Genomic DNA, 25,344 nt, shown 5'->3' with positions numbered 1-25,344 from the left:
GCGTTTTCTGGCAATGAGAAACGGAGGTAGGTCAACTGAAGGCAACAACCTGTTGCCTATCAGCCAGAACATTACGCACCGCGCGGCACTGGCTGTTCTAAATCAGGCAGCGCCGGACAGTTGCGCCCATGTTTGGCGCAGAAAAGATTTGCGGCCAGTAACAGGCTTTGCAGCAAGAACTTCTTGCGACTTCAAGGATGGAAATTCCGGTCGCGTCGGCTCATTGTCTGTAACCGGCGGCGGCGCAAGATCCTCTTTGTTCAGAATTTCTGCGATCGAAGCATCAAGCGTTTCTTCATCCAGCTTGCGCGGCTCAGACTCCATTGTTTTCCATTGCAATGGAGCATGAAGCGATTTGTCATATTCATTCGTCATTTGACCACCATCACCTTTACCGACACCCAAAAACACGGATGCCCCAACTCAGATCAACAATCACGGTCGCAGTTTCTGAAATAGCAGAGCGGCTTACCGGATTACGTCACATTCGCCCCACACAAGGCGAACCCCTGACATAAATGTGGCAAAAAAAGGACCCCATTACAAGCCGAACGTGCGCCAGATCGCCATAACCAGTTGTCATGTATGGACAATTATTATAACTTAAGCCAACTGCCGACGAATTGGAAACAATCATAGCGATAGAAACTGATCCGGCTCTTAATCCTGATCGCGCCAGCGATTTACAATCGGGTAACGACGATCCAACCAGAAGGCCCGCGGGGTCAGCCGGGTGCCCGGCGCCGACTGAAAGCGCTTGTACTCACTGATGTAAATCAGGTGCTCAACGCGCCGCGCGTCGCCTTCATCAAAACCCGCCGCTACGCAATCGGCGATCGAGCCATCCTGATCCACCAATATATCAAGAATGGCGTCCAGAACTGGGTAATCCGGCAGACTGTCGCTGTCTTTCTGATCTTCACGCAATTCAGCGCTCGGTGGCTTATCGATGACCGAGGGACGGATGACCTCTCCTTCGGGGCCCATCATCCAATCGCGGTGATTGGCATTGCGCCAGCGACAGGTCTCAAACACGCGGGTTTTGTACAGGTCCTTGATCGGATTGTAGCCCCCGTTCATGTCGCCATAAATAGTAGCATATCCTACCGCGACCTCGGACTTGTTGCCGGTCGTCAGCAGCATCTCGCCAAACTTGTTCGAGATCGCCATCAACAGCAAACCACGCAGGCGCGACTGAACGTTTTCTTCGGTCAAATCCTCATCGCGCCCGGCAAACAGCGGCGCAAGCGTGTTGGTCACCGCGGTCCGGCCTTCGGAAATCGGCACGAAATCATAGTGAACACCCAACGCCTTGGCGACGGCTTCGGCATCATCCAGAGAGCTTTGGCTGGTATATTCTGATGGCAACATAACGCAGCGCACATTATTCGCCCCGATGGCATCTACCGCAATCGTCGCAACCAATGCTGAGTCAACACCCCCCGACAAGCCAAGCACCGCCTTTTTAAAGCCGGTTTTAGCCATGTAGTCGCGCAAGGACTGCACCATAGCGCGATAGTCCTGCTCCCATGCATCTGGCTGCGGCACCACCTCTGCAAGATCGATTCGCCAGCCGTCGTCGGTGCGCATCAGATCGATGTTTTGCACCGCTTCATCAAAGACCGGCATACGGAATGCAAGCTCTCCGCCGGGGTTCAGACCAAAAGTGGCACCATCAAAAACCTGATCATCCTGCCCGCCGACCATGTTCAGATAGATCACTGGCAAGCTTGTCTCGACTGTACGCGCCACCATATGGTTCAGCCGGATGTCGTATTTGTCTCGGAAATAGGGCGACCCATTGGGGATTAACAGGAACTCAGCCCCGGTTTCCTCGAGTGTTTCTGCGACATCCTCGTGCCAGCCATCCTCGCAAATCGGACTCCCCACCCGAACGTTACCGACCGCATAGGGCCCACCCATTGGACCTGCGTCATAGAGCCGAACCTCGTCAAAGACGGTTTCGTTTGGCAAGTGATGCTTGAGAACCTTGCTTACGATCTTCCCACCTTTGAGGATCAGATACGCGTTATAAAGCTTGTCATCCTCGACCCAAGGGCCTCCGATTGCCAGCGCAGGGCCTTCGGCGCAGTCTTCCGCCAGCGCGTGCACAGCTTGCATCGCCGCACGATGAAACACAGGCTTCATCACCAGGTCCTGAGTATTGTAACCGGTGATGAACATCTCAGGCAGCGCCACCAGATCAGCCTGCGCCGCGCGCCCTTGCTGCCAGGCCGCAGCAGCCTTCGCGGCATTCCCTTCGATATCCCCAACGGTTGGGTTCAGTTGCGCCAGAGTGATGCGGAAACGGTCGGCCATTTTGCCCTCTTGCCCTCGTCAGTCCCTCAGGGATTTAGCAGATCACAGCGCGAGTGAAAGGCAAATGCGGCAAAACCCGTTGCTCTGCCCCCTGCGGTATCCTAGTTTTGCGCCAACATCTCATAAGAGCCGCAGGCAGGTACAATTATGAACGCGATCCGCACATCCCTTACCGCTGCTACATTAGCCATGCTGACGCAAATTGCAGCGGCCCAGCAAAATGATCAGATCATCATAGCCGACGACGACGTCGGGGGTGTTTACGAAGGCACATTCGAAAACGGCCTGCGGCACGGCACAGGCACTTATCGACTGCCCAGCGGATTCGAATATTCCGGTGAGTGGGTCGAAGGAGAGATTCAGGGTAAAGGTACGGCACGATACGCCAATGGTTCGGTCTACGAAGGCGATTTCGTAAAAGGCCAACCTGAAGGACTCGGAAAGATCGTTTACGCCGACGGGCAAACCTATGAAGGTGAATGGTCCAAAGGTGCGATCAATGGCGATGGTATTGCCGAGTACACCAATGGCATGCGGTACGAGGGCACGTTCAAGGAAGCTAAGCGCCACGGTCAGGGCGTGCTGACCAGTGCCGACGGATATATCTACGATGGTGATTGGCTGGACGGCCAAAAAGAAGGCAAGGCCAAGATCACCTACGCTGATGGCAGCACTTATGATGGCGATGTCAAAGCCGGGAAACGTGCTGGTACGGGCACTCTGAATCTGACTGGCGGAATGACCTATACCGGTGACTGGCTTGATGACAATATGACCGGAACCGGTCGGCTCACACACCCCAATGGTGACGTCTACGAAGGCGCGCTGATCAATGGGCGGCGTCAGGGCGAAGGCAAAGTCACGTACTCCAGTGGCGCGGTCTATGAAGGTAATTTTGCCGACGACCTGCGTCAGGGACAAGGCACATTTACCGGCACGGACGGCTTTCGCTATACCGGCGAATGGTCAGATGGTCAGATCGCGGGATTGGGCGAGGTAACCTATGCGGATGGTTCCGTTTATGTCGGTGACTTTCTGGATGACCTGCAACACGGCAAAGGGCGGTCGACCTATCCAAACGGCACTGTGTATGACGGCGACTGGGTTGCAGGCGTATTTGAAGGCACCGGAACAGCGACCTATCCAAATGGAACTGTCTATTCGGGGCAGTTTAAAAACGCGCGCAGTCATGGCAAAGGCGTTCTGACCTTCGCCAACGGCTATCGTTATGACGGAGATTGGGTCGATGGTGTCCGGCAAGGGAAGGGCAAAGCCACGTTCCCGGACGGTATTATATATGAAGGCGAGTTTAAGGATGGCAAACGCCACGGACTAGGAACGCTCACTCGCCCCGGCGGTTTCAGTTATACGGGCGAATGGTCTGACGGAAAAATCAACGGTGCTGGCATAGCAACCTATGAAACAGGCGACGTCTACGAAGGAAATTTTCTGAACAATAAGCGTCACGGTGAAGGCACAATGCGTTTCGCCGGTGGTGAAGTTGAATCTGGGATCTGGGAAAATGATACGCTGGCGCGTGAAACAGATACCCCTGCTGAGACATCTGATTCAGAACCAGAGGCCGAACCTTCAGAACCTCAGACCGATACAGATAACGCAGATACGAGTGACGGCTAAAAAAGCCCTACCAAGGTACGCGCTTGCCAGCCCAGTCAAAAAACCCGCCCGTGTCGGTTGGTGAGAGCCCTGAGATAACGGCAAGCAAATTCTCCGCCGCCTCTTCGGGCTCGACTGCAGGGTGGCGACCGAGATATTTTTTCGTAAATGCAGTCTTAACCGTGCCAGGGTGCATCACGACACACGCAGCTTGTTTATGCGTGCGCGCCAGCTCAGTCGCGGCTGTATGCACGATCTGGTTCACCGCAGCCTTCGATGCACGATAGCTTACCCAACCACCAAGTCGATTGTCTTCAATTGACCCGACGCGCGCCGACAACACAACGAAGGCTGCCTTCCGGTCACGTGGTAACAGCCTGTGAGCCTGTTTGAGGACCAATGCAGGGCCAATAGCATTCAGGGCAAACTGGTCCATCATCGCGCGGGCTGACACGGCGCGCATCGACTTCTCAGGTTCAGCCCCGTTTATCTCAAGCGCGCCAGATGCAACGATAATCAGATCGAACGGATCAGAGAGAGTATTCAAAATCCGCGCAACCACATCAGGGTCCGTCAGATCAAACCCATCCACAGACCGTGACAATCGCGTCACCTCAACGCCCCGCGCTTGCAACAAATCGCTCAGCGCGCGCCCAATTCCACCAGATGCACCTATGATTAATGCGGTTTCCATGACTTCAGAGCTAGAAGGAAACCAAGTCCCTTCAACAGCTCAATCAATTTCAACTAGGGTTCATTTTCCCGCTTTTCATTCGCCATGCGCCCTGTATAAGCTGAAGCCCATGATCAACCGCGCAGATATCGCTTTTGCCGACGCCGCATCCTGCGGTGCATCGCTGCGTGGTCTACTGATCCTAATCCGCCTCTGAGCGTGCCATCCGGCGCGCCCGCTCAGAGGAGGACGCCCGCGCGCCAAGAGGCTTTAGGACAGAAGAAGAAAGAGAACCCCATGACAAACGTGACCGACCAAGACCGCGTCGTGATCTTCGACACCACATTGCGCGATGGCGAGCAAAGCCCGGGCGCGACTATGACTCACGATGAAAAGCTGGAGATTGCCGAGCTTTTGGATGAGATGGGCGTCGATATCATTGAAGCAGGATTTCCGATCGCATCGGAAGGCGACTTCAAGGCAGTATCCGAGATCGCCGAACGGTCGAAGAACAGCCGCATCTGCGGTCTGGCCCGCGCCAATTTTGCCGATATAGACCGCTGTTGGGAGGCCGTGAAACACGCCGAGAAGAACCGGATTCATACATTCATCGGCACCTCGCCGCTGCATCGCACCATCCCGAACCTGACGATGGATGAGATGGCCGACAAGATCCACGAAACGGTCACCCATGCGCGCAACCTGTGCGAAAACGTGCAATGGTCGCCGATGGATGCAACGCGGACCGAGTGGGATTATCTGTGCCGCGTAATCGAGATTGCGATCAAAGCGGGTGCGACCACAATCAACATTCCCGATACTGTCGGCTACACCGCCCCGGTCGAGTCTGCCGACTTGATCAAGCGCCTGATCGAAACGGTTCCCGGCGCAGATGAGGTGGTCTTTGCAACGCATTGCCATAACGACCTTGGCATGGCGACCGCGAACTCTCTGGCCGCAGTCGCGGGTGGGGCGCGCCAAATCGAATGCACCATCAACGGTCTCGGAGAGCGCGCGGGCAACACCGCGTTGGAAGAAGTTGTTATGGCGTTGCGCACCCGTAATGACATCATGCCTTGGCACACCGGCATTGACACCACCAAGATCATGCATATCTCGCGCAGAGTGGCGACGGTGGCGGGCTTTCCTGTCCAGTTCAACAAGGCCATTGTGGGTAAAAATGCTTTCGCCCATGAAAGCGGTATTCACCAAGACGGAATGCTGAAAAACCGCGAGAATTTTGAGATCATGCGGCCCGAGGATATTGGTCTTTCAGGCACGTCATTGCCGCTGGGCAAGCACTCGGGCCGGGCTGCACTGCGCGACAAGCTTGAGACGCTGGGCTTTGAGGTCGGAGACAACCAGCTCAAGGATATATTTGTGCGCTTCAAGGATCTTGCAGATCGCAAGAAAGAGGTGTTTGACGACGATCTGATCGCCTTGATGTCTCTGGACGACGACGACGATCGTTTGCAATTGGTGTCAATGAAAGTGACCTGTGGTACAGGTGGTCAGGCTGAATCGACGGTAGAGCTTGAGTTCGATGGCAAAGATGTTATCGCCACCGAGCATGGCGACGGACCGGTGGACGCGACTTTCAAAGCAATCCGAGCGATTTACCCGAACAAGGCGCATCTGCAGTTGTATCAGGTTCACGCAGTGACCGAAGGTACAGACGCGCAAGCCACGGTTTCGGTCCGATTGGAAGAGGATGGCATGATTGCCACCGGTCAGTCAGCAAATACGGATACCGTTGTTGCCTCGGCCAAAGCTTATATCCACGCGCTGAATCGCCTGATCATGCGTCGTGAAAAAGCTGGCCCTGGTGCTGATACACGCGAAATCAGCTACAAAGACTTAACCTGATCCAAGGGTCAAAGGCTCCCGCACCCGCGGCGGCTCGACTTCGCCAACCCTTCTTGGGTTTTGGGCCCGGCAGCGTGCCTATGGCGCGCTGCCGGGCCCAACGCGTTTGAGAGCATCTTTGATGCAGGCGAACAGGACGGGTGTTTTCCCTGTCTAATTCATGCGTTTCAGAGTTGAGCGAACATCTCCGTAAGGCGGCGCGTTTCGCCTTCAATTCCAAAGGGTGCATTCAATATGAACATACCTGATCCAACCATACGATGACCTTCGCGCGCCGGAGGGAACATGACCTCATGGCAAATTGCTTTGGGATATCCGGAGGATTTCAGTAATGAAATCATAGCCTTGTGGCGCGCATCCGTCAGGATTGGATACCAGAGTGCGATCACCCCCACATTCCACTTGCGATGCAATTTCGCGATCACCCCGGGCAAACGGTCATAGTCTGCCTTCACTTCATAGCTGGGATCGATCAGCATCATCCCTCGCCGGGGCGTCGCTGGCAGCAGAGATTGCGCAAGTTCGAACCCGTCTTGCCGGTAAACCTTCGCCCTGTACGGCGACAGTGCAGTAGCCAGTGCCGCATGTTCCTGAGGATGCAACTCGGCAAGGTGCAAACTGTCCTGTTCTCTGAGCAGATTTGCCGCGATCAATGGGGAACCGGGATAAGCAGGAGTGCCATATCGGGCCTGCATGGCCCCCAGCACCTGCATCATTGGGTGATCAGGATCAAACCAACCCTCACGCTGCGCACGCGCGATCCCGGCAGCCGCTTCTCCCGTCCGGACTGCTTCAGCCGCGTCAAGTGCATACAGACCACGCCCCGAATGCGTCTCGATATAACTGATCGGCTTGTCCTTTTGGGTCAGATACCGCAGCGTCCACGCCAATAAAGCGTGCTTTTGTACATCAGCCAGATTTCCAGCGTGGTAAATATGTTGATATGAGAGCATTTTGCCTTCTAAAGTCCCTACCAATAAGGCGGAAAGGTGCTGACTATCGCGGAATCAGCCCTTTAACCGGACGAGTTGGCACCCTATAAGGCATCCGTCCCGGAACCGTCGAGTCGCGGGCAGTGGAAATTCGGACAAACGGGATCAGGGAAATATGGGCATCTTTGGCACTCTGGGCGGCCTGTTCACAGCGGACATGGCTATAGACCTCGGAACAGCGAACACGCTTGTTTACGTCAAAGGGCGCGGTGTGATCCTGTCCGAACCGTCAGTTGTTGCCTACCACGTCAAGGATGGCGTGAAGAAGGTTCTGGCCGTCGGCGAGGATGCCAAATTGATGCTGGGCCGAACCCCGGGTTCGATCGAAGCGATCCGCCCGATGCGCGAGGGCGTCATCGCTGACTTCGACACCGCTGAAGAGATGATCAAGCACTTTATCCGCAAAGTACATAAGCGCTCGACCTTCTCTAAGCCCAAGATTATCGTCTGCGTCCCTCATGGCGCGACACCCGTTGAAAAACGCGCGATCCGTCAATCGGTTCTGTCTGCGGGCGCGCGACGCGCGGGCCTGATTGCCGAACCGATTGCAGCTGCGATCGGTGCGGGCATGCCGATCACCGACCCGACTGGCAACATGGTCGTTGATATCGGCGGCGGCACCACCGAGGTCGCGGTTCTTTCGTTGGGCGACATCGTTTATGCTCGTTCGGTCCGCGTGGGTGGTGACCGCATGGACGAGGCCATCATCTCGTATCTGCGTCGCCAGCAGAACCTGTTGGTCGGTGAATCGACCGCTGAGCGCATCAAGACCACAATCGGCACTGCACGGATGCCCGATGATGGGCGTGGGCAGTCGATGCATATCCGAGGCCGCGATCTGTTGAACGGCGTGCCTAAGGAAATCGAGATCAGCCAGGCTCAGGTGGCCGAAGCGCTGTCCGAGCCCGTTCAGGCGATCTGCGAGGCGGTGATGACCGCGCTGGAAACCACACCGCCCGATCTGGCGGCTGATATCGTCGACCGCGGCGTCATGCTGACCGGTGGCGGTGCGCTGTTGGGCGATTTGGATCTGGCTCTCCGCGAACAGACCGGGCTGGCCGTGTCAATCGCTGATGAAAGCCTGAATTGTGTGGCTTTGGGCACCGGCAAAGCGCTGGAATACGAAAAACAACTGCGCCACGCGATTGACTACGAAAGCTAAGGCGCGCACCCTTAGGGTACGAAAACTCGGGCACGAGCAGCACGGGAAGGTAACCTGTGGCAAAGGACCGATCACAGCGCGACGAATACACGACACCCCTGCGCCGATTGCTTGTGGGGATCGTTGTTTTATGCCTGCTGGGTATCTTCTTGGTCTGGCGCATCGACAGCCCGCGTGTCGAACGTTTCCGTGCTCAGGTGGTAGACAATGTTGTACCTTCGATGGAGTGGGCGATGGTGCCGGTTACCGCGTTGATCAACCTGTCGCGTGATTTCCAAAGCTACCAGCGCCTTAGCGAACAAAACCAGGAACTACGCAGCGAATTACGCCTGATGCGCGCCTGGAAAGAGGCCGCATTACAGCTGGAGCAGGAAAACGCCCGCCTGCTGGATTTGAATAATGTACGCCTCGATCCGCGACTGACCTACGTTACTGGCGTCGTAATGGCTGATAGCGGATCACCCTTCCGGCAATCAGTTCTGCTGAATGTCGGCGAGCGGGATGGTATCGTGGATGGCTGGGCTACGATGGACGGGATTGGCGTGGTCGGGCGCATCTCGGGTGTTGGGTCCGATACTTCGCGCGTGATCCTGTTGACCGACGCCTCAAGCGCAATCCCCGCCACCATACAACCATCGGGTCAGACTGCATTGATTACCGGTGATAATACCTCTGCACCCGCTGTTGAATTTCTCGAAAACCGGGAACTGGTTCGACCCGGCGACCGTGTTGTGACATCCGGCGATGGGGGAGTGTTCCCCGGCGGCCTGTTGATTGGGCAGATCAGCGTTGATCCGGGCGGCAGGTTACGCGTACGACTTTCCGCCGATTTCGAGCGTCTCGAATTCTTGCGTGTTCTACGCTATCAGTCCGCACCACCAATTAGCGATTCAGGAGACATAGTCGGTCCGCGCCAGCCCGAGGCAGCTTTGACCACACAAGGGGTCAACGATGGATAAGTCTGTCTCCTCTCTTTGGGCTAAACGCAGCTTGTATGTCGCCTTGGCGATAATAGTGATGTTCCTGCACTTATTGCCGCTGGACACGAAACCTGATCGGCTACCGTTTCCAGATATCATGATCGCGCTTACCTATGCGTGGGTATTGCGGCGACCCGAATACGTTCCTATCCTGACGATTGCCGTCGTCATGTTCATGGCTGATTTGTTGTTACAGCGCCCGCCCGGTCTGCTGGCTGCATTAGTAGTATTGGGGGCGGCCTATCTCCATTCCGCCTCCGTTGGCATGAAAGATTTGGGATTTATAGGCGAATGGACGACTGTCGGAGCCGTAATCACAGTTGTTTTTGTACTTAACCGCCTCCTTCTTGCTATCCTGTCAGTGCAACAGGCGTCATTGGGGCCAGTGGTAGTGCAAGTGGTACTGACAATCGCAATCTATCCCTTAATGGTCCTGATGAGCCAAAGTGCCTTTGGTGTGCGACGAAAATCGGTCGCGGACAGCACAATGCCCCGAGTGCGGTCATGAAACAGAGAAAACCAAAACCTCAGGGTCTGGCTTACAAGCGGCTACCGCGCCGCGCCTTGATTTTAGGTGGATTGCAAGCGGCCTTTGTTGGTGGCCTCGCTGCCCGAATGCGGTTCATGCAGGTTGATCAGGCTGATGAGTATCGCTTGCTGGCCGAAGAAAACCGCATCAATATTCGCCTGATTCCACCAACCCGGGGCCGGATCTACGACCGAAACGGGCAGATCATTGGGCAAAACTCACCGTCTTATCGCATCGTCATCGTGCGTGAGGATGCCGGCGACATCGACAAGGTCATTTCCAAGCTCTCGGAGCTGATCCCGCTGACCGCAGATGAAATTGAGCGTGCCAAAACGGAAATGCGTCGCTCTGCCCCGTTCTTGCCTGTTACATTGGCTGACCAAGTAACGTGGGAGGATATCTCAAAAGTTGCCGTCAACGCTCCGGCTTTGCCTGGTGTCACTCCCGAGGTAGGCTCAACGCGCCAGTACCCGCGCTATGAGGATTTCGCCCATGTGGTCGGTTATGTCGGCCCGGTCAGCGATTATGACCTGAGCCAAATCGAAGACCCCGAACCGGTTCTGCGTATCCCACGATTCCAGATTGGCAAGGTTGGTTTGGAAGCCAAGCAGGAAATCAGCTTACGCGGCAAGGCAGGCGCAAAACGGGTCGAGGTCAATGCCACAGGCCGCGTCATGCGTGAACTGGACCGGCAAGAGGGTCTTGCCGGGGCCGATCTGCAATTATCTGTTGATGCCGATCTTCAGCAGTATGCTCAGGCCCGTCTGGCTGGCGAAAGTGCCGCAGCCGTCGTGATGGACTGCGAAACTGGCGACATCCGCGCCATCAGCTCGGCCCCGAGTTTCGATCCGAACTTGTTCGTGCGCGGCATCTCAGTGGCCGACTATCGCACTTTGACGAACGACAAATACCGCCCGCTGGCCAACAAAACGGTACAGGGCACCTATCCACCGGGATCAACCTTCAAGATGATCACTGCCATGGCCGCGCTTGAGGCCGGAGTAATCAGCCCCTCCAACACGGTGTACTGCCCCGGTCACATGAAAGTCGGCAGCCGCCGCTTCCACTGCTGGAAACGCGGAGGGCACGGGTCGGTCGACCTTGAAACATCGCTGAAGCGTAGCTGCGATGTATTCTACTATGACGTGGCAATCCGCGTTGGGATCGACAAGATTTCCGAGATGGCAAACACGTTCGGGTTGGGTATCAAACATGACATCCCGATGTCTGCGGTAGCTGCGGGGCTTGCCCCTAATCAGGAATGGAAGCAACGCATCCACGGACAGGACTGGCTGGTGGGTGACACCGCGAATGCCTCGATCGGTCAGGGTTTCATGCTCGCATCACCACTCCAACTGGCAGTCATGACTGCACGACTGGCGACCGGTCGTGCGGTAAAACCACGGCTGGTGCGCTCGGTTGACGGGATCGAGCAGCCCTCGGGAGCAGGCGAACCGCTGGCCGTTAATCGCAACAATCTTGAGCAAGTGCGCAAGGCAATGTTCTCGGTCTCGAATAATCGGCGCGGCACGGCATACCGCAGTCGGATCATCGCTGATGAGTTTCGCATGGCCGGTAAGACGGGTACGAGTCAGGTGCGCAACATCACCAAAGCCGAGCGCGCCGCCGGGGTAATCCGCAACGAAGACCTGCCGTGGGAGCGTCGGGACCACGCGCTGTTCGTAAGCTTCGCACCCTACGACAATCCGAAATACGCTGTGGCCGTGGTGGTGGAACATGGCGGCGGCGGCTCCAAAGCAGCCGCACCGGTGGCGCGCGACATCATGCTACAGGCACTTTACAACGGCACTCCACCGCTCGAAGCCTACCCAGCTGGTGACCGCGAGCGTATCAAGGAACAACAAAAGCGACTTGAGGGGGATCGCCGCCCCAAAGCGCGTCCTGATGAAAAGGACCGCGCATGAGTTATCTTGAATATGCCGTCAAATCCACGCCTTCGGGCTTCCGCAAGTTCCTCTATATGAACTGGCCGCTGACGCTGCTTTTGATCAGCGTCGCCAGCGCCGGGTTCCTGATGCTGTATTCGGTGGCGGGCGGGTCTTGGATGCCATGGGCCGAACCTCAGATGGAGCGTTTCGGCCTGGGGCTGGCGGCAATGTTCATCGTCGCCATCGTTCCGATCTGGTTCTGGCGCAATATGTCGGTCGTGGCCTATCTGGGATCCATCGGATTGCTGATCGTAGTGGAACTGTTCGGTACCATCGGCATGGGCGCGCAGCGCTGGATTGATCTGGGGTTCATGCGGCTCCAGCCTTCCGAGGTCATGAAAGTCGCGTTGGTGATGGTCCTCGCTGCCTATTACGATTGGCTGCCTGCCCATAAAACCTCGCGACCGTTGTGGGTGATTTTCCCGGTCCTTCTGATCCTGATTCCGACATTTATGGTTCTGAAACAACCCGATCTCGGCACATCAATCCTGCTGCTTGCCGCTGGTGGAGGTCTTATGTTTCTGGCCGGTGTCCATTGGGCCTATTTCGCCGCTGTCATCGCGGCGGGCATCGGCCTGATTGCGGCCGTTTTCAAAAGTCGCGGGACGGAATGGCAATTGCTGAAGGACTATCAGTTCAAACGTATCGACACCTTCCTCGATCCCTCTACTGAACCGCTGGGCGCGGGATATCATATCACCCAGTCCAAAATCGCATTGGGGTCAGGCGGCTGGAACGGGCGCGGTTTTATGCAAGGCACGCAGTCACGCCTTAATTTTCTACCCGAAAAACACACGGACTTCATCTTCACCACGCTGGCGGAAGAGTTCGGCTTTGTCGGTGGCATAACCCTGCTGATCCTATATGGCCTGATCCTGATCTTCTGTATGGTCACTGCCCTGTCGACCAAGGATCGGTTCTCGTCGCTGGTAACGCTGGGCATTGCGCTAAACTTCTTCCTGTTCTTTGCCGTCAACATGTCGATGGTGATGGGGCTTGCCCCGGTTGTTGGCGTGCCTCTGCCAATGGTCAGTTATGGCGGTTCTGCCATGCTGGTCCTGATGGCCGCCTTTGGCATTGTCCAAAGCGCTCATATCCACCGCCCCCGCTGAAAGGTTCCCCATGCCCGTGAATATCCTGTTTTCCGCGCGCCCTGAGTTGTGGCCAGAGTATGAGCCTCTGATGCGCCAATACCTGACCGACGCGGGGCTGGATTTTCACTTAGCCAAAGACATCCCAGCAGATCAGGTTGACTACATCGTCTATGCCCCGAACGGAGGGGTACAGGATTTCACTCCCTTCTCGCAGCTCAAAGCGGTGCTGAGCCTCTGGGCAGGGGTTGAGAAGATCTCGGGCAATGAAACCCTCACAGTTCCGCTGGCGCGGATGGTCGATGGTGGATTGACGCAGGGCATGACCGAATGGGTGGTTGGGCACGTACTGCGCTATCACCTTGGCATGGACTGTCACATCACGCAGCAGGATGGCACGTGGACACCGGATGCTCCGCCGCTGGCCTCTCAGCGCACGGTCTGCATATTGGGATTGGGCGCATTGGGTGAGGCCGCGGCCCTCGCTCTGGCCGCATTGAATTTTCATGTCATCGGCTGGAGCCGTACCGCAAAAGATATCCCCGGAGTGACCTGCCTGCACGGGCAGGATGGGTTGCGAGAAGCGCTGTCGCAGGCAGAAATCGTTGTGCTCCTGTTGCCCGATACACCTGCCACCGAAAACATCTTGAATGCAGACACGCTCGCCCTGCTTCCCAAAGGCGCACAGATCGTTAATCCGGGGCGTGGGCCTTTGATTGATGACGACGCCTTGCTGCATGCGCTGAATTCGGGACAGATCGGACATGCCACACTGGATGTATTCCGGATCGAACCGCTCCCGGTCAACCATCCGTACTGGGTGCATCCTAATGTAACTGTCACACCGCACATTGCCTCGGAAACGCGCCCCGTCACAGCAGCACAGGTGATATGCGAAAACATCCGACGAGGTGAGGCAGGAGAGCCCTTCCTGCACCTCGTCGATAGAGACCTCGGTTACTAGGCAGCAATCAAACCGCGACCCTTAAGCAAGGCTTCGACGCCGGGCAGGCGGCCACGGAAGGCCAGATAGAGATCTTCAGCCTCGCGTGATCCGCCCGTAGACAGGATATTGTCCTCCAACGATTTAGCACGCTCTGGATCGAACGCCCCGCCTGCTTCTTCGAAGGCGGCGAAGGCATCCGCGTCCATAACCTCGGACCACATATAGCTGTAATAGCCCGAGCTATAGCCGTCGCTCGCGAAGACGTGGGCGAAATGCGGGGTGGCATGGCGCATGCCAATAGCAGAAGGCATCCCAATTTCCGCAAGAACCTCGGCCTGTTTGTCCATCGGATCAGCGGGCGCTGCCCCATCGTGGAACGCCAGATCAACCAGCGCCGAGGCAACATATTCCACAGTCTGAAAGCCTTGATCGAAATTGGCCGCTTTCAGAACCTTTTTTAGCATTTCCTGCGGTATCGGCTCACCGGTATCCGCGTGCGTGGCAAACTCGGCCAATACCTCCGGCACTTCCAGCCAATGTTCGTAAAGCTGGCTGGGCAACTCGACAAAATCACGCGCCACTGAGGTGCCAGAAATGCTTTCATAGGTCACATTGGACAACATCTGGTGCAGGGCGTGGCCGAATTCGTGGAACAGTGTTCGCGCATCGTCATAAGACAGCAGCGCCGGGTCAACCTTGGCGAAGTTGCACACATTGATAACGACAGGCGCCTGTACCTTCGGAAACTTTGCCTGCCCCCGCATTGCGCTGCACCATGCGCCTGATCGTTTCGATCCACGTGCAAAGTAGTCTCCGATGAAGACCGCAACATGTTCGCCGTTCCGGGTTACCTCCCACGCACGACAATCAGGATGGTAGAGAGGCACATCCAACGGAGCAAATTCCAGCCCGAACAGACGATTGGCGCAGGCAAACGAGGCTTCAATCATCCGATCCAGTTGCAGATAGGGCTTTAGCGCCGCCTCATCCAGATCATGTTCGGCTTTGCGCCGTTTCTCGGCATAGTAACGCCAGTCCCAGGCTTCCAATGGGCCGTTGATGCCGTCCTCTTGCATCATTTGTGTCAACTCATCGGCGTCTGCATCTGCTCGCTTTTTCGCAGGTTCCCAGACCTGCATGAGAAGGTCGCGCACCCGATCAGGTGTCCGTGCCATCTCGGTTTCCAGCTTGTATTCGGCAAAGCTGTCATAGCCGAGCAGCTTGGCGCGTTCTTCACGCAGTTTCAGGATTTCGGCAGCAATCTCGCGATTGTCAGTCTCACCGCCATTTGCGCCACGCGCCGTCCACGCACGATAGGCTTTTTCTCTCAGATCTCGGCGAGGTGAAAACTGCAGAAACGGCACAATCAGCGATCGCGACAGCGTCACCACCGACCCATCCGCGCCCTTTTCCTGTCCGGCTGCCCGGGCAGTATCGACGACAAAACCGGGCAATCCCTGCAGATCTTCTTCGGCGAGTTCCATGAACCAATCCCGCTCATCTGCCAACAGATTCTGCGTGAAAGACGTGCCCAATGAGGCCAGACGGGCCTTGAGCTCTTGCATCCTAGCATCGTCATCTCCGGTCAACGCGGCCCCAGCCCGCACGAACCCTCGATGGGATAACATCAGAACGCGCGCCTGTTCGTCGGTCAGACCCAATTCGTCGCGCCGATCCCACAGATCAGCCACCCGCTGAAATAGGGATTTGTTCGAAGAAATGCGTGAGTAATGTGCGGCGAGTTTCGGTGAAAACGCGCGTTGGAGTTCCTCGCGCTTGGGGTTGCTGTCAGCGCCTGCGACGGTGAAGAACACCGACAAGACTTTGTCCATCTGCTCTCCGGCGGCTTCAAGTGCTTCAATCGTATTGGCGAAAGTCGGCGTGTCTTGATTTGCCGCAATCGCATCGATCTCAGCATCATGCACTTGCATCGCCTGCTCCAGCGCAGGAGTGAAATCATCATCCGAGATCGTCGCAAATGGGGCAATTTCGAAGGGCGTATTCCAGTCAGACAGGATCGGGTTGGTCATTGAGGTCTCCTTTGACCTCATAGCTAAGACCGCCCGACGCAATGATCCAGAGCTAGTCTGAACTTTGAGCTCCTGACCCGCAAATCGGACAATCTTCGCGGTGCGCCAATGTGATCTTGCGGCTTTCGCCGTAAAGCGCGTCGTAGATTAACATCTCACCCCGCAACGCCTGCCCGGCACCGGTGATCACCTTGATCGCCTCAACCGCCATCATCGAGCCGACGACACCGGGCAACGGCCCGATTACACCTGCCTCGGCACAAGAGGGTGCCAGACCAGGGGCCGGGGCTTCGGGAAATATACACTGATAGCACGGGCCGGAAGTGGCTGGGTCGAACACGCTCAGTTGCCCTTCCCATTGCGACAACGCTCCCGAGATCAACGGCTTGCCCAGCGCCACAGCCGTCCGGTTGGCCAGATAGCGGGTGTCGAAATTGTCTGTACCATCAAGGATCAGATCAAAATCAGCAAACAGTTCAGCAGCAATCTCTTCAGTCAGGCGGCGATGATAGGGCAGAACCACGACATTGGGGTTCTGCGCCACCATGGCTTGCTGGGCTGAAAATACCTTGGGCATCCCGATATCCGCATCGCGGTGGATCACCTGCCGCTGCAGGTTCGCATTCTCGACCGCGTCATCATCGATCACACCAATGGTGCCAACTCCGGCGGCAGCGAGATATTGCAAAGCGGGTGCGCCGAGGCCCCCGGCCCCGATCACCAGCACGCGCGCCTGTTTCATCCGCTTTTGACCCGGTCCACCAAGTTCGCGCAGAACGATATGGCGGGCATAGCGTTCAAGTTCGGTTTCGCTGAAATGATCGGATGGCATGGCAGGTTCCGTCGTTGGGCTGGACGCAGCGCGACTACGCAACGCCTTGATGCCCCGCCCATAAAGCAGAGCTAGCAGAACCACGCCAGAGAGGATCAGCCACATCGCTGCAGACCCGCCAGTTGCCTCACGCAACGGATTCCCCTCCGGCAGCACAAGTTGAGCAATGATCACCCCCGTTAGCAGGGCGCCAACAGAAACCAACCGCGCGGCGCGCGGCACACCGGCGATATATCCAACGCCCCATAGCGCGGCAGCCAAGATCAGAACCAGAAGCATCAGCCCCGCCCGGTCGAGCCGAAACCGCCTGCGCCACGGTCGGTCTCACTCAGAACCTCTGCGTCCTGGAATATGGCCTGAACCACAGGTGCAACAATCAGTTGCGCGATGCGCTCTCCATGGGTGATTTCGAAAGGCTCCTGCCCCGCATTCAACACAATCACCCCCAACGGGCCGCGATAATCGCTGTCGATCGTACCCGGGGTATTCGGCAAGGTGATCCCGTGTTTAAGCGCAAGGCCCGAGCGAGGCCGCACCTGAACTTCGAAACCAAGCGGGATCTCGATCCTAAGGCCCGTTGGCACAAGGGTGCGCTCACCTGGAGCTAATACAATTGGCGTGCCATTTGGCAAGTTGGCCCGTACATCCGCACCAGCCGCACCAGACGTTGCATAAGAGGGTAACGGCACCGAATGATCAGCCCCTTGCTCTCGGATCACACGAATTGCCACCATCACTGCACCTCGGAATTCAACGGCTATTGTTCGGTCAGCGCATCAGCGATCTTAACCGCCAACCGCTTTGCCACTTCGTCTTTGTCCATGCGCGGCCATTCTTCGGCACCCTCTTCCGAAATCACGATCACGGCATTTTCTGACCCGCCCATGATGCCCGTCGCGGGACTGACATCATTCGCAACGATCCAGTCACAGCCCTTACGGGCGCGTTTTGCAGTGGCATGTTCGATCACATTGTCCGTCTCAGCCGCAAATCCCACCACCAACACGGGTCGGCCATCTTCCATATGAGCAATGCGCTTCAGGATGTCTGGGTTCTCAGCGAATTCAAGTGCAGGCAGGCCATCACGACTTTTCTTTAGCTTCTTGTCCGAGGCGCTGGATACCCGCCAATCGGCCACAGCGGCTGCGAATACACCAGCATCAACAGGAAGTGCAGCGTCCACCGCATCTGACATCTGCTGCGCCGTCTCAACCCGTACAACATTCACCCTTTCAGGGGGCGAAACGTCAGCCGGACCTGTAACAAAAATAACCTCAGCCCCCAGCGCTGCCAGTGCACGCGCCACAGCCGTGCCCTGTGCACCTGACGAGCGGTTTGCGATGTAACGCACAGGATCAATCGGTTCATATGTCGGGCCCGAAGTCACCAAAATACGCTTACCAGTCAATGGGCCGGCCGAAAATTGCGCTTCAATCGAAGCAACGATCTCCAGCGGTTCCGACATGCGGCCCGGGCCATATTCTCCGCAGGCCATGTCACCCTCGTTCGGGCCGACAAATCGCACTCCATCGGCTTCAAGTTGCGAGAAGTTGCGTTGGGTCGCTGGATGCTCCCACATGCGAACATTCATCGCGGGTGCACACAGAACGGGTGTATCGGTTGCCATCAACAGCGTTGAGGCCAAATCATTCGCCAAGCCACCTGCCATCTTGCCCATCAGATCAGCGGTCGCGGGCGCAACCACGATCAGATCTGCCGAACGCGACAGTTGGATATGACCCATCTCGGCTTCGTCGGTCAGATCAAAAAGGTCCCTGTAAACCTTCTCACCGGCCAATGCGGATACGGAAAGGGGAGTCACGAACTCCTCCGCGGCGCGCGTTAATACAGGCGTCACTGCGGCACCGCGTTCACGCAGCCGCCGTATCAAATCCAGCGATTTATAGGCGGCGATCCCACCACCAATAATCAGCAGAATGCGTTTGGATGACAGCATGTTTTGCCCTTCCCGTCCCGGTCGGCCCTGACATTAGGCAACGCCGCCGGTCAGTTCCAGCGGTTAATTCTGTGCCTCGAAGGCCTCGCAGGGATCTTCACGTTCTGCAGTAGGGCTATCAATCACGGCGTCGAAGTCTCCGTCAATCAGCCCATCCTCAGATTGCCCGAGCACAAAGACTTTCAGTCCGGGCCGCAAGCGCGTCAAAAAGGTTGGTATTCCGCGATCTTTGCGTGCATGGCCATTGCCCGTGATCACTGCAATCGGCCCGCCAGTTTCATCTGCGGCCCGTAATATGGCACGCGCTAGCACCGCGTCCCGCAAGCGCTGAATTGCAACCATCTGCGGCAGGGCCTCGACAGGCAAAGCATCGCAATGGGCCGCGAGTTGATCCGCCTCACGCGCAGCCTGATCATCGTCAGGCAAGGGTACTGTCAGCCCATATCTGGCCGCGTCCGCCCCTAATGTGGTCGCTGCTCCGCGCTCCATAGCTGCACGCGCGGCAGCTCGAGGCACCATCGCGCCATAAACGGGCACATTGGCCGCGCGAAAAACCGGGTAATACATGCTGAGTGGGGGCCAACCAGACTCAGCCCAGCGCAGAATTCTGGACAGCTCTTCAGGATTACTCGCCGCTTTCTGCGCCAGTCGCTGTGCGCCTTCTTCGGTCACCATTTCCCAGACAACCGCAGATGGCGCAATTGCTGCAACCGCTTCGGCCTGCACGAGATGATGTCGCGGGTTGTCATGTATTTCGCCCAGAATAACGACATCCGCCGCTTGCATATCGTCTAAGACATCCTGAGGAATATAATCATCGGCGCTGCCCGGCTGAGGTAGTGCGGCGAGCAACACAAAAGCTGTAAGAATCGCAAGTGCTTTCATGCGAAGAAGTGTTGCACCTCGCGCGATTGAGCTTCAAGGTTCTTGCGCATTTTTATGAAGGCCGCTGCCTCGAGCTGACGCACACGTTCTTTCGACAGACCAAGCTCCTGACCGAGGCTTTCCAAGGTCCGAGCGGGTTCGCGCAACTTTCGTTCTCGCACAATGAATCTCTCACGCTCGTTCAAAGCCTGCATGGCCGTAACCAACCATTCGCGCAATTGCTGCCTATCATGATTGTTCTCGACCGCTTCCGCGGCTTGTTCACTGTCATCTTCCAACGCATCTATCCACTCGCGCCCATCCTCATCTGTCGACTGAATCGCATTCAGTGAGAAATCGGACCCGGCGAGCCGCCCTTCCATCATCTCGACGTCACGCAACGGTACACCGATTTCAGCCGCGATCATCTGGTGCAACTGGTGGCGATCCAAATCCATGCCTTCGGTCGCCGCTTCACGTTCAAGGCGCGCCTGAACCCTTCGCATATTGAAGAAGAGAGATTTCTGGGAAGAAGTCGAACCGGTGCGCACCATTGACCAGTTACGCATCACATAGTCCTGAATGCTCGCCTTGATCCACCACACCGCATAGGTTGAAAAGCGAACGCCCCGATCTGGATCAAACTTGTCGGCGGCTTTCATCAAACCCAGTCCCGCCTCTTGAATCAGATCGTTCATCGGCGCGCCGTAGCGTTTGAATTTTGCTGCCATTGAAATTGCCAACCGCATATAGGCCGTGATCAGGCGGTGCAGAGCTTTCTCATCGCGTTCATCGCGCCAGGCATAGGCCAGCTTCAATTCTGTCTCTGCGTCCAGCAATTCGGCCTTCATTGCCTGCCGGGACATCGAAAAATCATGTGCGTTATCAAGTGCCATGCAAATCTCCCTTTTTCACAGGCGATTGGTCGGGCTTGCTTTGCCGACTTAGGGTCGATACGCAGGGCAAAACCGGTTGGATCACCAGAAAGGTAATAAAAGTGCATGCCGATTTAACCTTTATCTTGGGCGGCGCGGCATCCGGAAAATCCCTTTTTGCGGAACAAACTGTTGTTTCCACAGGTAAAAATCGCATTTACCTCGCAACATCACAAGTGTTTGATGACGAGATGCGCCTAAAAATCAGGCACCATATTGCACAACGAGGCAGCGGGTGGACGACGATTGAAACACCATTCGATCTGACGCCAGAACTCGCTAAACTGACGCGGGATCAGGTTTGCCTGATCGACTGTGCGACCATGTGGCTGACAAACCACCTGCTCGCTGAGAACAATCTTAACGAAGCGCAAACCAAACTGCTGAACGCGTTGAAAACCTGTTCAGCGCAAATCGTTATCGTCTCGAACGAAGTCGGCCACGGCATCGTGCCTGACAATGCGCTGTCCCGTCGGTTTCGCGAGGCACAGGGGCGCCTGAACATAGCACTTGCTGCACAGGCGGATCGGGTGGTGCAGATCACGGCCGGGCTACCATTGGTTCTAAAGGGACCACCCCTGTGACCCGGCTACATTTGGTACGGCACGGCCCGACACATGCCAAAACCATGGTAGGCTGGTCCGATCTGCCCGCTGACTTGAGCGATCACGCCGCAATCAGCCGTCTCGAAACGCACCTTCCCTCCGAAGCCGTAGTTATTTCATCGGATTTGTCACGCGCCGCCGACACCGCCAGTGCAATTCAAGGCACACGCCAGCGTCTGCCGCACCATGCTGATCTTCGCGAAATCAATTTTGGCACATGGGAGTTGCGCCCATTTGCTGAGATCGAGGCTGAAGACCCCGAGCTTTGCTTTGCATACTGGGACAATCCCGGAGATGTCAGACCCCCAGATGGGGAAAGCTGGAATGAAGTCCGCGCGCGGGTCGATGCGGTGGTTGATACTTTGATTGCCGACAATTCAGGGCGCGATTTGGTCGTGGTCGCGCATTTCGGCGTAATCCTGACTCAAATCCAACGTGCCTTGGACGTGGATGCGCAAGAGGCGTTCAGTCACCGGATCGATAATCTTTCGGTTACCGAGATTACACGCCACGAAACACGCTGGTCGGTGGGGCGGATCAATCACCGACCGTGATAGGACTGCGCACAAATCACTGATTTACGAACGCGCATCGACCCTGCATCGTTGGCGCATGACCCATGACCTCTTTATCGGCGACCGGTTGTTTTCAAGCTGGTCCTTGCGCGGATGGCTGATGCTCGAAAAATTCGGCCTGCCCTACCGCACCCACATGATTGGCCTCTACTCCGGGACGATGGCAGCGGATATGAAGCCACTGGCACCAGCACGTCTGGTACCAACATTGCGGCTACCCGATGGAATTGTGGTCGGTGAAAGCCTCGCCATGGCAGAGACTTTGGCCGAACACCACCCTGACGCCGGACTTTGGCCAACAAAGCCGGCAGCTCGTGCAACAGCCCGGTGGCTTTGTGCTGAGATGGTCGCCGGTTTCACAGCTCTGCGGGGGCAATGCCCCATGCAGTTGAAATATCGCTGGGAAGGTTTCACCCCCTCTAAAGATACGCTGGTGGATCTGCAGCGGATCGAAACACTCTGGGCTCATGCTCGGAGTATTTCGGGTGCCGAGTCGGGCCCTCTGTTTGGTGCGTACTCGTTGGCTGATGTCTTCTATACTCCGGTTGCAGCACGGATTATCGGCTACGACCTACCCGTGACTGAGGCTAATCGCACCTACTGCATGGACCTTCTTTCAGACATTTCCGTTCGGCAATGGCGTGCCATGGGCATGACCATTGAGTATGATCCCTTTCCCTATCCACAAAACCTTACCGCCCATAACTGGCCGATTGGCGAGAACTCGAAAGCGGCAACCGTCAGTACCGGCCCATCCATTAACTCCGCCTGTCCCTACTCCGGAAAACCGGTGAGGGATTACTTAGAACTCGAAGGTAAGGTTTGGGGCTTTTGCAATCCGTTTTGCCGGGACAAAACTGTTGCCGACCCTGGGGCTTGGCCGAATTTTACGGCGATGATCGGCGGCGTTAACGATTCCTAAACCGCAGACGTGGCAGCAACGTCCTGTTAGCCAAAAAACAGGATTGCCATGGTCGCCCGCGCCCACACCGTCGCTTTTCAAGGGGTCGATGCCCGCCCGGTCGAAGTGCAATGCGCCGTTTCACCGGGTCTTCCAGCGTTTTCCATCGTTGGCTTACCGGACAAGGCAGTTTCTGAGGCGCGGGATCGGGTGCGCAGCGCACTGAGCGCGATGGCCATCGCACTGCCCTCGAAACGGATCACCATCAACCTGTCGCCCGCCGATTTGCCCAAAGAAGGTAGCCATTTCGACCTGCCTATCGCAGTTGCGTTGCTTACTGCGCTAGAGATCATTCCTGCGGACGCCGCCGAGGGCGCTGTTGCTTTGGGCGAATTGTCGTTGGACGGCTCGCTTGTTCCGGTTGTCGGAGCGTTGCCCGCCGCCATGACGGCTGCCGCTGAAGATCGTAGCTTGCTTTGCCCCAGCGCCTCTAGCTCGGAAGCCGCTTGGGTAGATGCCACGCAAGTGATCGGTGCTGGCTCATTAGGAGATGTGGTGCGGCACTTCACCGGCCAATCCGCGTTGCCCGCCGCGACGCCGGGCGAGGTCAGTCTTTCGCCCAGCGCGCGTGATTTGCGAGACGTAAAAGGGCAGGAACGCGCTAAACGGGCCTTGGAAATCGCCGCCGCGGGGCGGCATCACCTGATCATGATCGGGACGCCGGGTTCGGGCAAATCCATGCTGGCGGCGCGCTTGCCAGGAATTTTGCCACCGCTGACGCCGGTCGAAGCGCTGGAAACTTCGATGATCCAATCGCTTTGTGGGTTGTTGGACGAAGGCGGCATCAGCCGTGCCAGACCGTTTCGAGAGCCGCATCACACCGCCTCAATGGCGGCTATCGTCGGTGGGGGGAAAGGTGCAAAACCCGGTGAAATCTCATTGGCGCATAACGGCGTTCTTTTCATGGACGAGTTTCCCGAATTCCCGCGCACCGTTCTGGAAACCTTGCGACAACCGATTGAGACCGGCGAAGTCATGGTCGCCCGCGCCAACGCCCATGTGAAATACCCATGCAGGTTCATGCTGGTGGCCGCTGCCAACCCCTGCAAATGTGGATACCTGACTGATCCGTCCCGTGCCTGCTCGCGCGCACCGGTTTGTGGCGAGGATTATCTGGGCCGCATCTCAGGGCCACTAATGGACCGGTTCGACCTGCGTATCGAAGTACCCCCTGTAGGTTTTACCGATCTCGATTTGCCACCTTCGGGCGATAGTTCAGCCGCTGTGGCTGCGCGCGTTGAAGCCGCGCGCGCTGTTCAAGCTGACCGGTTTCGCGACACCCCCGAGACCCGTCAAAACGCGGATGTTCAAGGCAACCTATTGGAAGAAATCGCCGCGCCAGATTCCGAAGGCAAGGAGTTGCTTCTAAAAGCTGCCGAGCGTTTCGGCCTTTCGGCCCGCGCCTTCCACCGTATCCTGCGGGTCGCCCGCACCATCGCCGATCTCGATGGAGAGCCGGACGTGCGCCGCCCCCATGTCGCCGAGGCGCTGAGCTTTCGCATCAGCGCAAAGGCAGGGGCTTAAAACTTGGCCTCAATCGCCTGCCAGATTTTTTCGGCGATATTCAAAGCGTTGAACCGCTCAAGCTCCTGAATGCCGGTGGGTGACGTGACATTGATCTCGGTCAGGTAGTCGCCAATCACATCGATTCCGACAAAGATCTGTCCACGTTCTTTCAACAACGGCCCAATTGCAGCGCAGATTTCCATATCGCGATCAGTCAGGCCAATTTTCTCAGGGCGCCCACCCACATGCATGTTCGAGCGGGTTTCACCCTCGGCTGGAACGCGGTTGATGGCCCCCACCGGCTCGCCATCCACGAGGATGACACGTTTGTCGCCGTTTCTTACATCCGGCAAAAACTTCTGTGCAATCAACGGCTCACGCGAGAAACCCGTGAACAACTCATGCAGCGATGTCAGGTTGCGATCATTCACATCAAGGCGGAACACACCAGCGCCCCCATTGCCATAGAGCGGCTTGAGGATGATATCGCCGTGTTTCTCTTTGAACGCTTTGATGGTGTGCAGATCCCGCGCAATTGTGGTGGGCGGCGTCAGTTCAGGAAAATCCAAAACCAGCAGCTTTTCCGGATAGTTTCGCACCCAAAACGGGTCATTCACCACCAAGGTCTGCCCCCGGAGACGGTCCAGCAAATGGGTCGAAGTGATGTAGTGCATGTCGAACGGAGGGTCTTGCCGCAACCAGACCACATCGAAATCAGCTAGATCCACTTCGCGTTCTGGCCCCAGAACAGCCGGGTCGCCAGCGACCCTTTGCACTGTCATGTCGTGCCCGCGCGCAGTAACTTTGCCCTCCTGATACGCCAATTGATCCGGGCCATAGAAAAAAAGCTGATGGCCGCGGGCCTGAGCCTCTTCTGCCAAACGAAACGAGCTGTCGGCATTGATATCCACGGCCCCGATCGGGTCCATCTGAAAGGCGATTTTCATGGTCTATC

General features: G+C 56.8%; 23 protein-coding genes. 12 read left to right on the top strand and 11 right to left on the bottom strand.

Going from position 1 to position 25,344, the window contains the following annotated elements:
• Positions 1 to 102: 102 nt before the first annotated feature.
• Positions 103 to 411 (bottom strand): hypothetical protein, encoded by a 309-nt coding sequence (locus tag ACR0DU_RS17625; RefSeq protein ID WP_480876261.1) that lies wholly within the window; start codon positions 409 to 411, stop codon positions 103 to 105.
• 249 nt (positions 412 to 660) lie between these two features.
• Positions 661 to 2,319 (bottom strand): NAD+ synthase, encoded by a 1,659-nt coding sequence (locus ACR0DU_RS17620; RefSeq protein WP_480876259.1) that lies wholly within the window; start codon positions 2,317 to 2,319, stop codon positions 661 to 663.
• Between the two features lie 147 nt (positions 2,320 to 2,466).
• Here ACR0DU_RS17620 and ACR0DU_RS17615 point away from each other — a divergent pair, with 147 nt between their 5' ends.
• Complete coding sequence (locus tag ACR0DU_RS17615) at positions 2,467 to 3,957, top strand: MORN repeat-containing protein (RefSeq protein ID WP_480876257.1); 1,491 nt, start codon at positions 2,467 to 2,469, stop codon at positions 3,955 to 3,957.
• Between the two features lie 7 nt (positions 3,958 to 3,964).
• On the opposite strand, the gene ACR0DU_RS17610 is transcribed toward ACR0DU_RS17615, so the two are convergent.
• Positions 3,965 to 4,630 (bottom strand): SDR family NAD(P)-dependent oxidoreductase, encoded by a 666-nt coding sequence (locus tag ACR0DU_RS17610; RefSeq protein WP_480876255.1) that lies wholly within the window; start codon positions 4,628 to 4,630, stop codon positions 3,965 to 3,967.
• Positions 4,631 to 4,906: 276 nt separating this feature from the next.
• On the opposite strand from ACR0DU_RS17610, the gene ACR0DU_RS17605 reads away from it, so the two are divergent.
• Positions 4,907 to 6,475, top strand: a complete 1,569-nt coding sequence (locus tag ACR0DU_RS17605; RefSeq protein ID WP_480876253.1) for a 2-isopropylmalate synthase — start codon at positions 4,907 to 4,909, stop codon at positions 6,473 to 6,475.
• Positions 6,476 to 6,642: 167 nt separating this feature from the next.
• Here ACR0DU_RS17605 and ACR0DU_RS17600 read toward each other — a convergent pair whose 3' ends face one another.
• Positions 6,643 to 7,428, bottom strand: coding sequence for a 23S rRNA (adenine(2030)-N(6))-methyltransferase RlmJ (locus tag ACR0DU_RS17600; RefSeq protein ID WP_480876251.1), 786 nt, complete (start codon positions 7,426 to 7,428; stop codon positions 6,643 to 6,645).
• 154 nt (positions 7,429 to 7,582) lie between these two features.
• Between ACR0DU_RS17600 and ACR0DU_RS17595 the strand changes: the two genes are divergently transcribed.
• Genes ACR0DU_RS17595 through ACR0DU_RS17570 form a run of 6 tightly spaced genes read left to right on the top strand, consistent with a single transcriptional unit; the run spans position 7,583 to position 14,142 of the window.
• On the top strand, positions 7,583 to 8,629 hold the full coding sequence (locus ACR0DU_RS17595; protein ID WP_010442888.1) for a rod shape-determining protein: 1,047 nt from the start codon (positions 7,583 to 7,585) through the stop codon (positions 8,627 to 8,629).
• Positions 8,630 to 8,685: 56 nt separating this feature from the next.
• Positions 8,686 to 9,588, top strand: a complete 903-nt coding sequence (mreC, locus tag ACR0DU_RS17590) for a rod shape-determining protein MreC (protein WP_170781189.1) — start codon at positions 8,686 to 8,688, stop codon at positions 9,586 to 9,588.
• Positions 9,581 to 10,117: a rod shape-determining protein MreD gene (locus ACR0DU_RS17585; protein WP_170781190.1), complete on the top strand. Its 537-nt coding sequence runs from the start codon at positions 9,581 to 9,583 to the stop codon at positions 10,115 to 10,117. Before mreC ends, ACR0DU_RS17585 begins: the two co-directional genes overlap by 8 nt.
• Positions 10,114 to 12,063 carry a penicillin-binding protein 2 gene (gene mrdA, locus ACR0DU_RS17580; protein WP_170781191.1) on the top strand — a complete coding sequence of 650 codons (1,950 nt, stop codon included), beginning with the start codon at positions 10,114 to 10,116 and terminating at the stop codon, positions 12,061 to 12,063. Before ACR0DU_RS17585 ends, mrdA begins: the two co-directional genes overlap by 4 nt.
• Positions 12,060 to 13,199 carry a rod shape-determining protein RodA gene (rodA, locus tag ACR0DU_RS17575; protein ID WP_480876248.1) on the top strand — a complete coding sequence of 380 codons (1,140 nt, stop codon included), beginning with the start codon at positions 12,060 to 12,062 and terminating at the stop codon, positions 13,197 to 13,199. Before mrdA ends, rodA begins: the two co-directional genes overlap by 4 nt.
• Before the next feature lie 10 nt (positions 13,200 to 13,209).
• A complete protein-coding gene (locus ACR0DU_RS17570) occupies positions 13,210 to 14,142 on the top strand; it encodes a 2-hydroxyacid dehydrogenase (RefSeq protein WP_010442883.1) in 933 nt (310 codons plus the stop codon).
• Here ACR0DU_RS17570 and ACR0DU_RS17565 read toward each other — a convergent pair.
• From ACR0DU_RS17565 to ACR0DU_RS17540, 6 genes are all read right to left on the bottom strand, one after another.
• Positions 14,139 to 16,154, bottom strand: coding sequence for a M3 family metallopeptidase (locus ACR0DU_RS17565; protein ID WP_480876246.1), 2,016 nt, complete (start codon positions 16,152 to 16,154; stop codon positions 14,139 to 14,141). The genes ACR0DU_RS17570 and ACR0DU_RS17565 overlap by 4 nt on opposite strands.
• A 52-nt stretch (positions 16,155 to 16,206) precedes the next feature.
• Entirely contained in the window at positions 16,207 to 17,265 is a 1,059-nt protein-coding gene (locus ACR0DU_RS17560; protein ID WP_480876244.1) for a HesA/MoeB/ThiF family protein, read from the bottom strand.
• Complete coding sequence (gene dut / locus ACR0DU_RS17555; protein WP_480876242.1) at positions 17,265 to 17,720, bottom strand: dUTP diphosphatase; 456 nt, start codon at positions 17,718 to 17,720, stop codon at positions 17,265 to 17,267. The genes ACR0DU_RS17560 and dut overlap by 1 nt, the downstream gene beginning before the upstream one ends.
• Positions 17,721 to 17,743: 23 nt before the next feature.
• The gene (gene coaBC / locus ACR0DU_RS17550) at positions 17,744 to 18,943 is read right to left on the bottom strand and encodes a bifunctional phosphopantothenoylcysteine decarboxylase/phosphopantothenate--cysteine ligase CoaBC (protein ID WP_319546181.1); all 1,200 of its coding nucleotides are present in this window, start codon (positions 18,941 to 18,943) and stop codon (positions 17,744 to 17,746) included.
• A gap of 63 nt (positions 18,944 to 19,006) precedes the next feature.
• Entirely contained in the window at positions 19,007 to 19,828 is an 822-nt protein-coding gene (locus ACR0DU_RS17545; protein WP_480876240.1) for a ChaN family lipoprotein, read from the bottom strand.
• On the bottom strand, positions 19,825 to 20,703 hold the full coding sequence (locus ACR0DU_RS17540; RefSeq protein WP_480456213.1) for an RNA polymerase factor sigma-32: 879 nt from the start codon (positions 20,701 to 20,703) through the stop codon (positions 19,825 to 19,827). Before ACR0DU_RS17540 ends, ACR0DU_RS17545 begins: the two co-directional genes overlap by 4 nt.
• Before the next feature lie 101 nt (positions 20,704 to 20,804).
• Here ACR0DU_RS17540 and cobU point away from each other — a divergent pair, with 101 nt between their 5' ends.
• The 4 genes from cobU to ACR0DU_RS17520 are packed head-to-tail and all read left to right on the top strand — an operon-like array spanning position 20,805 to position 24,407.
• Positions 20,805 to 21,326, top strand: coding sequence for a bifunctional adenosylcobinamide kinase/adenosylcobinamide-phosphate guanylyltransferase (cobU, locus tag ACR0DU_RS17535; RefSeq protein ID WP_480876238.1), 522 nt, complete (start codon positions 20,805 to 20,807; stop codon positions 21,324 to 21,326).
• Entirely contained in the window at positions 21,323 to 21,901 is a 579-nt protein-coding gene (locus ACR0DU_RS17530; protein ID WP_480876235.1) for a histidine phosphatase family protein, read from the top strand. The genes cobU and ACR0DU_RS17530 overlap by 4 nt, the downstream gene beginning before the upstream one ends.
• A gap of 58 nt (positions 21,902 to 21,959) precedes the next feature.
• Positions 21,960 to 22,844 carry a glutathione S-transferase gene (locus tag ACR0DU_RS17525; protein ID WP_480876234.1) on the top strand — a complete coding sequence of 295 codons (885 nt, stop codon included), beginning with the start codon at positions 21,960 to 21,962 and terminating at the stop codon, positions 22,842 to 22,844.
• A gap of 48 nt (positions 22,845 to 22,892) precedes the next feature.
• Complete coding sequence (locus tag ACR0DU_RS17520) at positions 22,893 to 24,407, top strand: YifB family Mg chelatase-like AAA ATPase (RefSeq protein ID WP_480876233.1); 1,515 nt, start codon at positions 22,893 to 22,895, stop codon at positions 24,405 to 24,407.
• Here ACR0DU_RS17520 and gshB read toward each other — a convergent pair.
• Entirely contained in the window at positions 24,404 to 25,336 is a 933-nt protein-coding gene (gene gshB, locus ACR0DU_RS17515) for a glutathione synthase (RefSeq protein WP_480876231.1), read from the bottom strand. The two genes, ACR0DU_RS17520 and gshB, sit on opposite strands and share 4 nt — an antisense overlap.
• Positions 25,337 to 25,344 lie beyond the last annotated feature (8 nt).

It is taken from the genome of Ruegeria sp. G2 (assembly GCF_056533505.1).
Note: the sequence above shows the minus strand (reverse complement) of the source record. Positions and strands in the feature narration are given on the sequence as shown.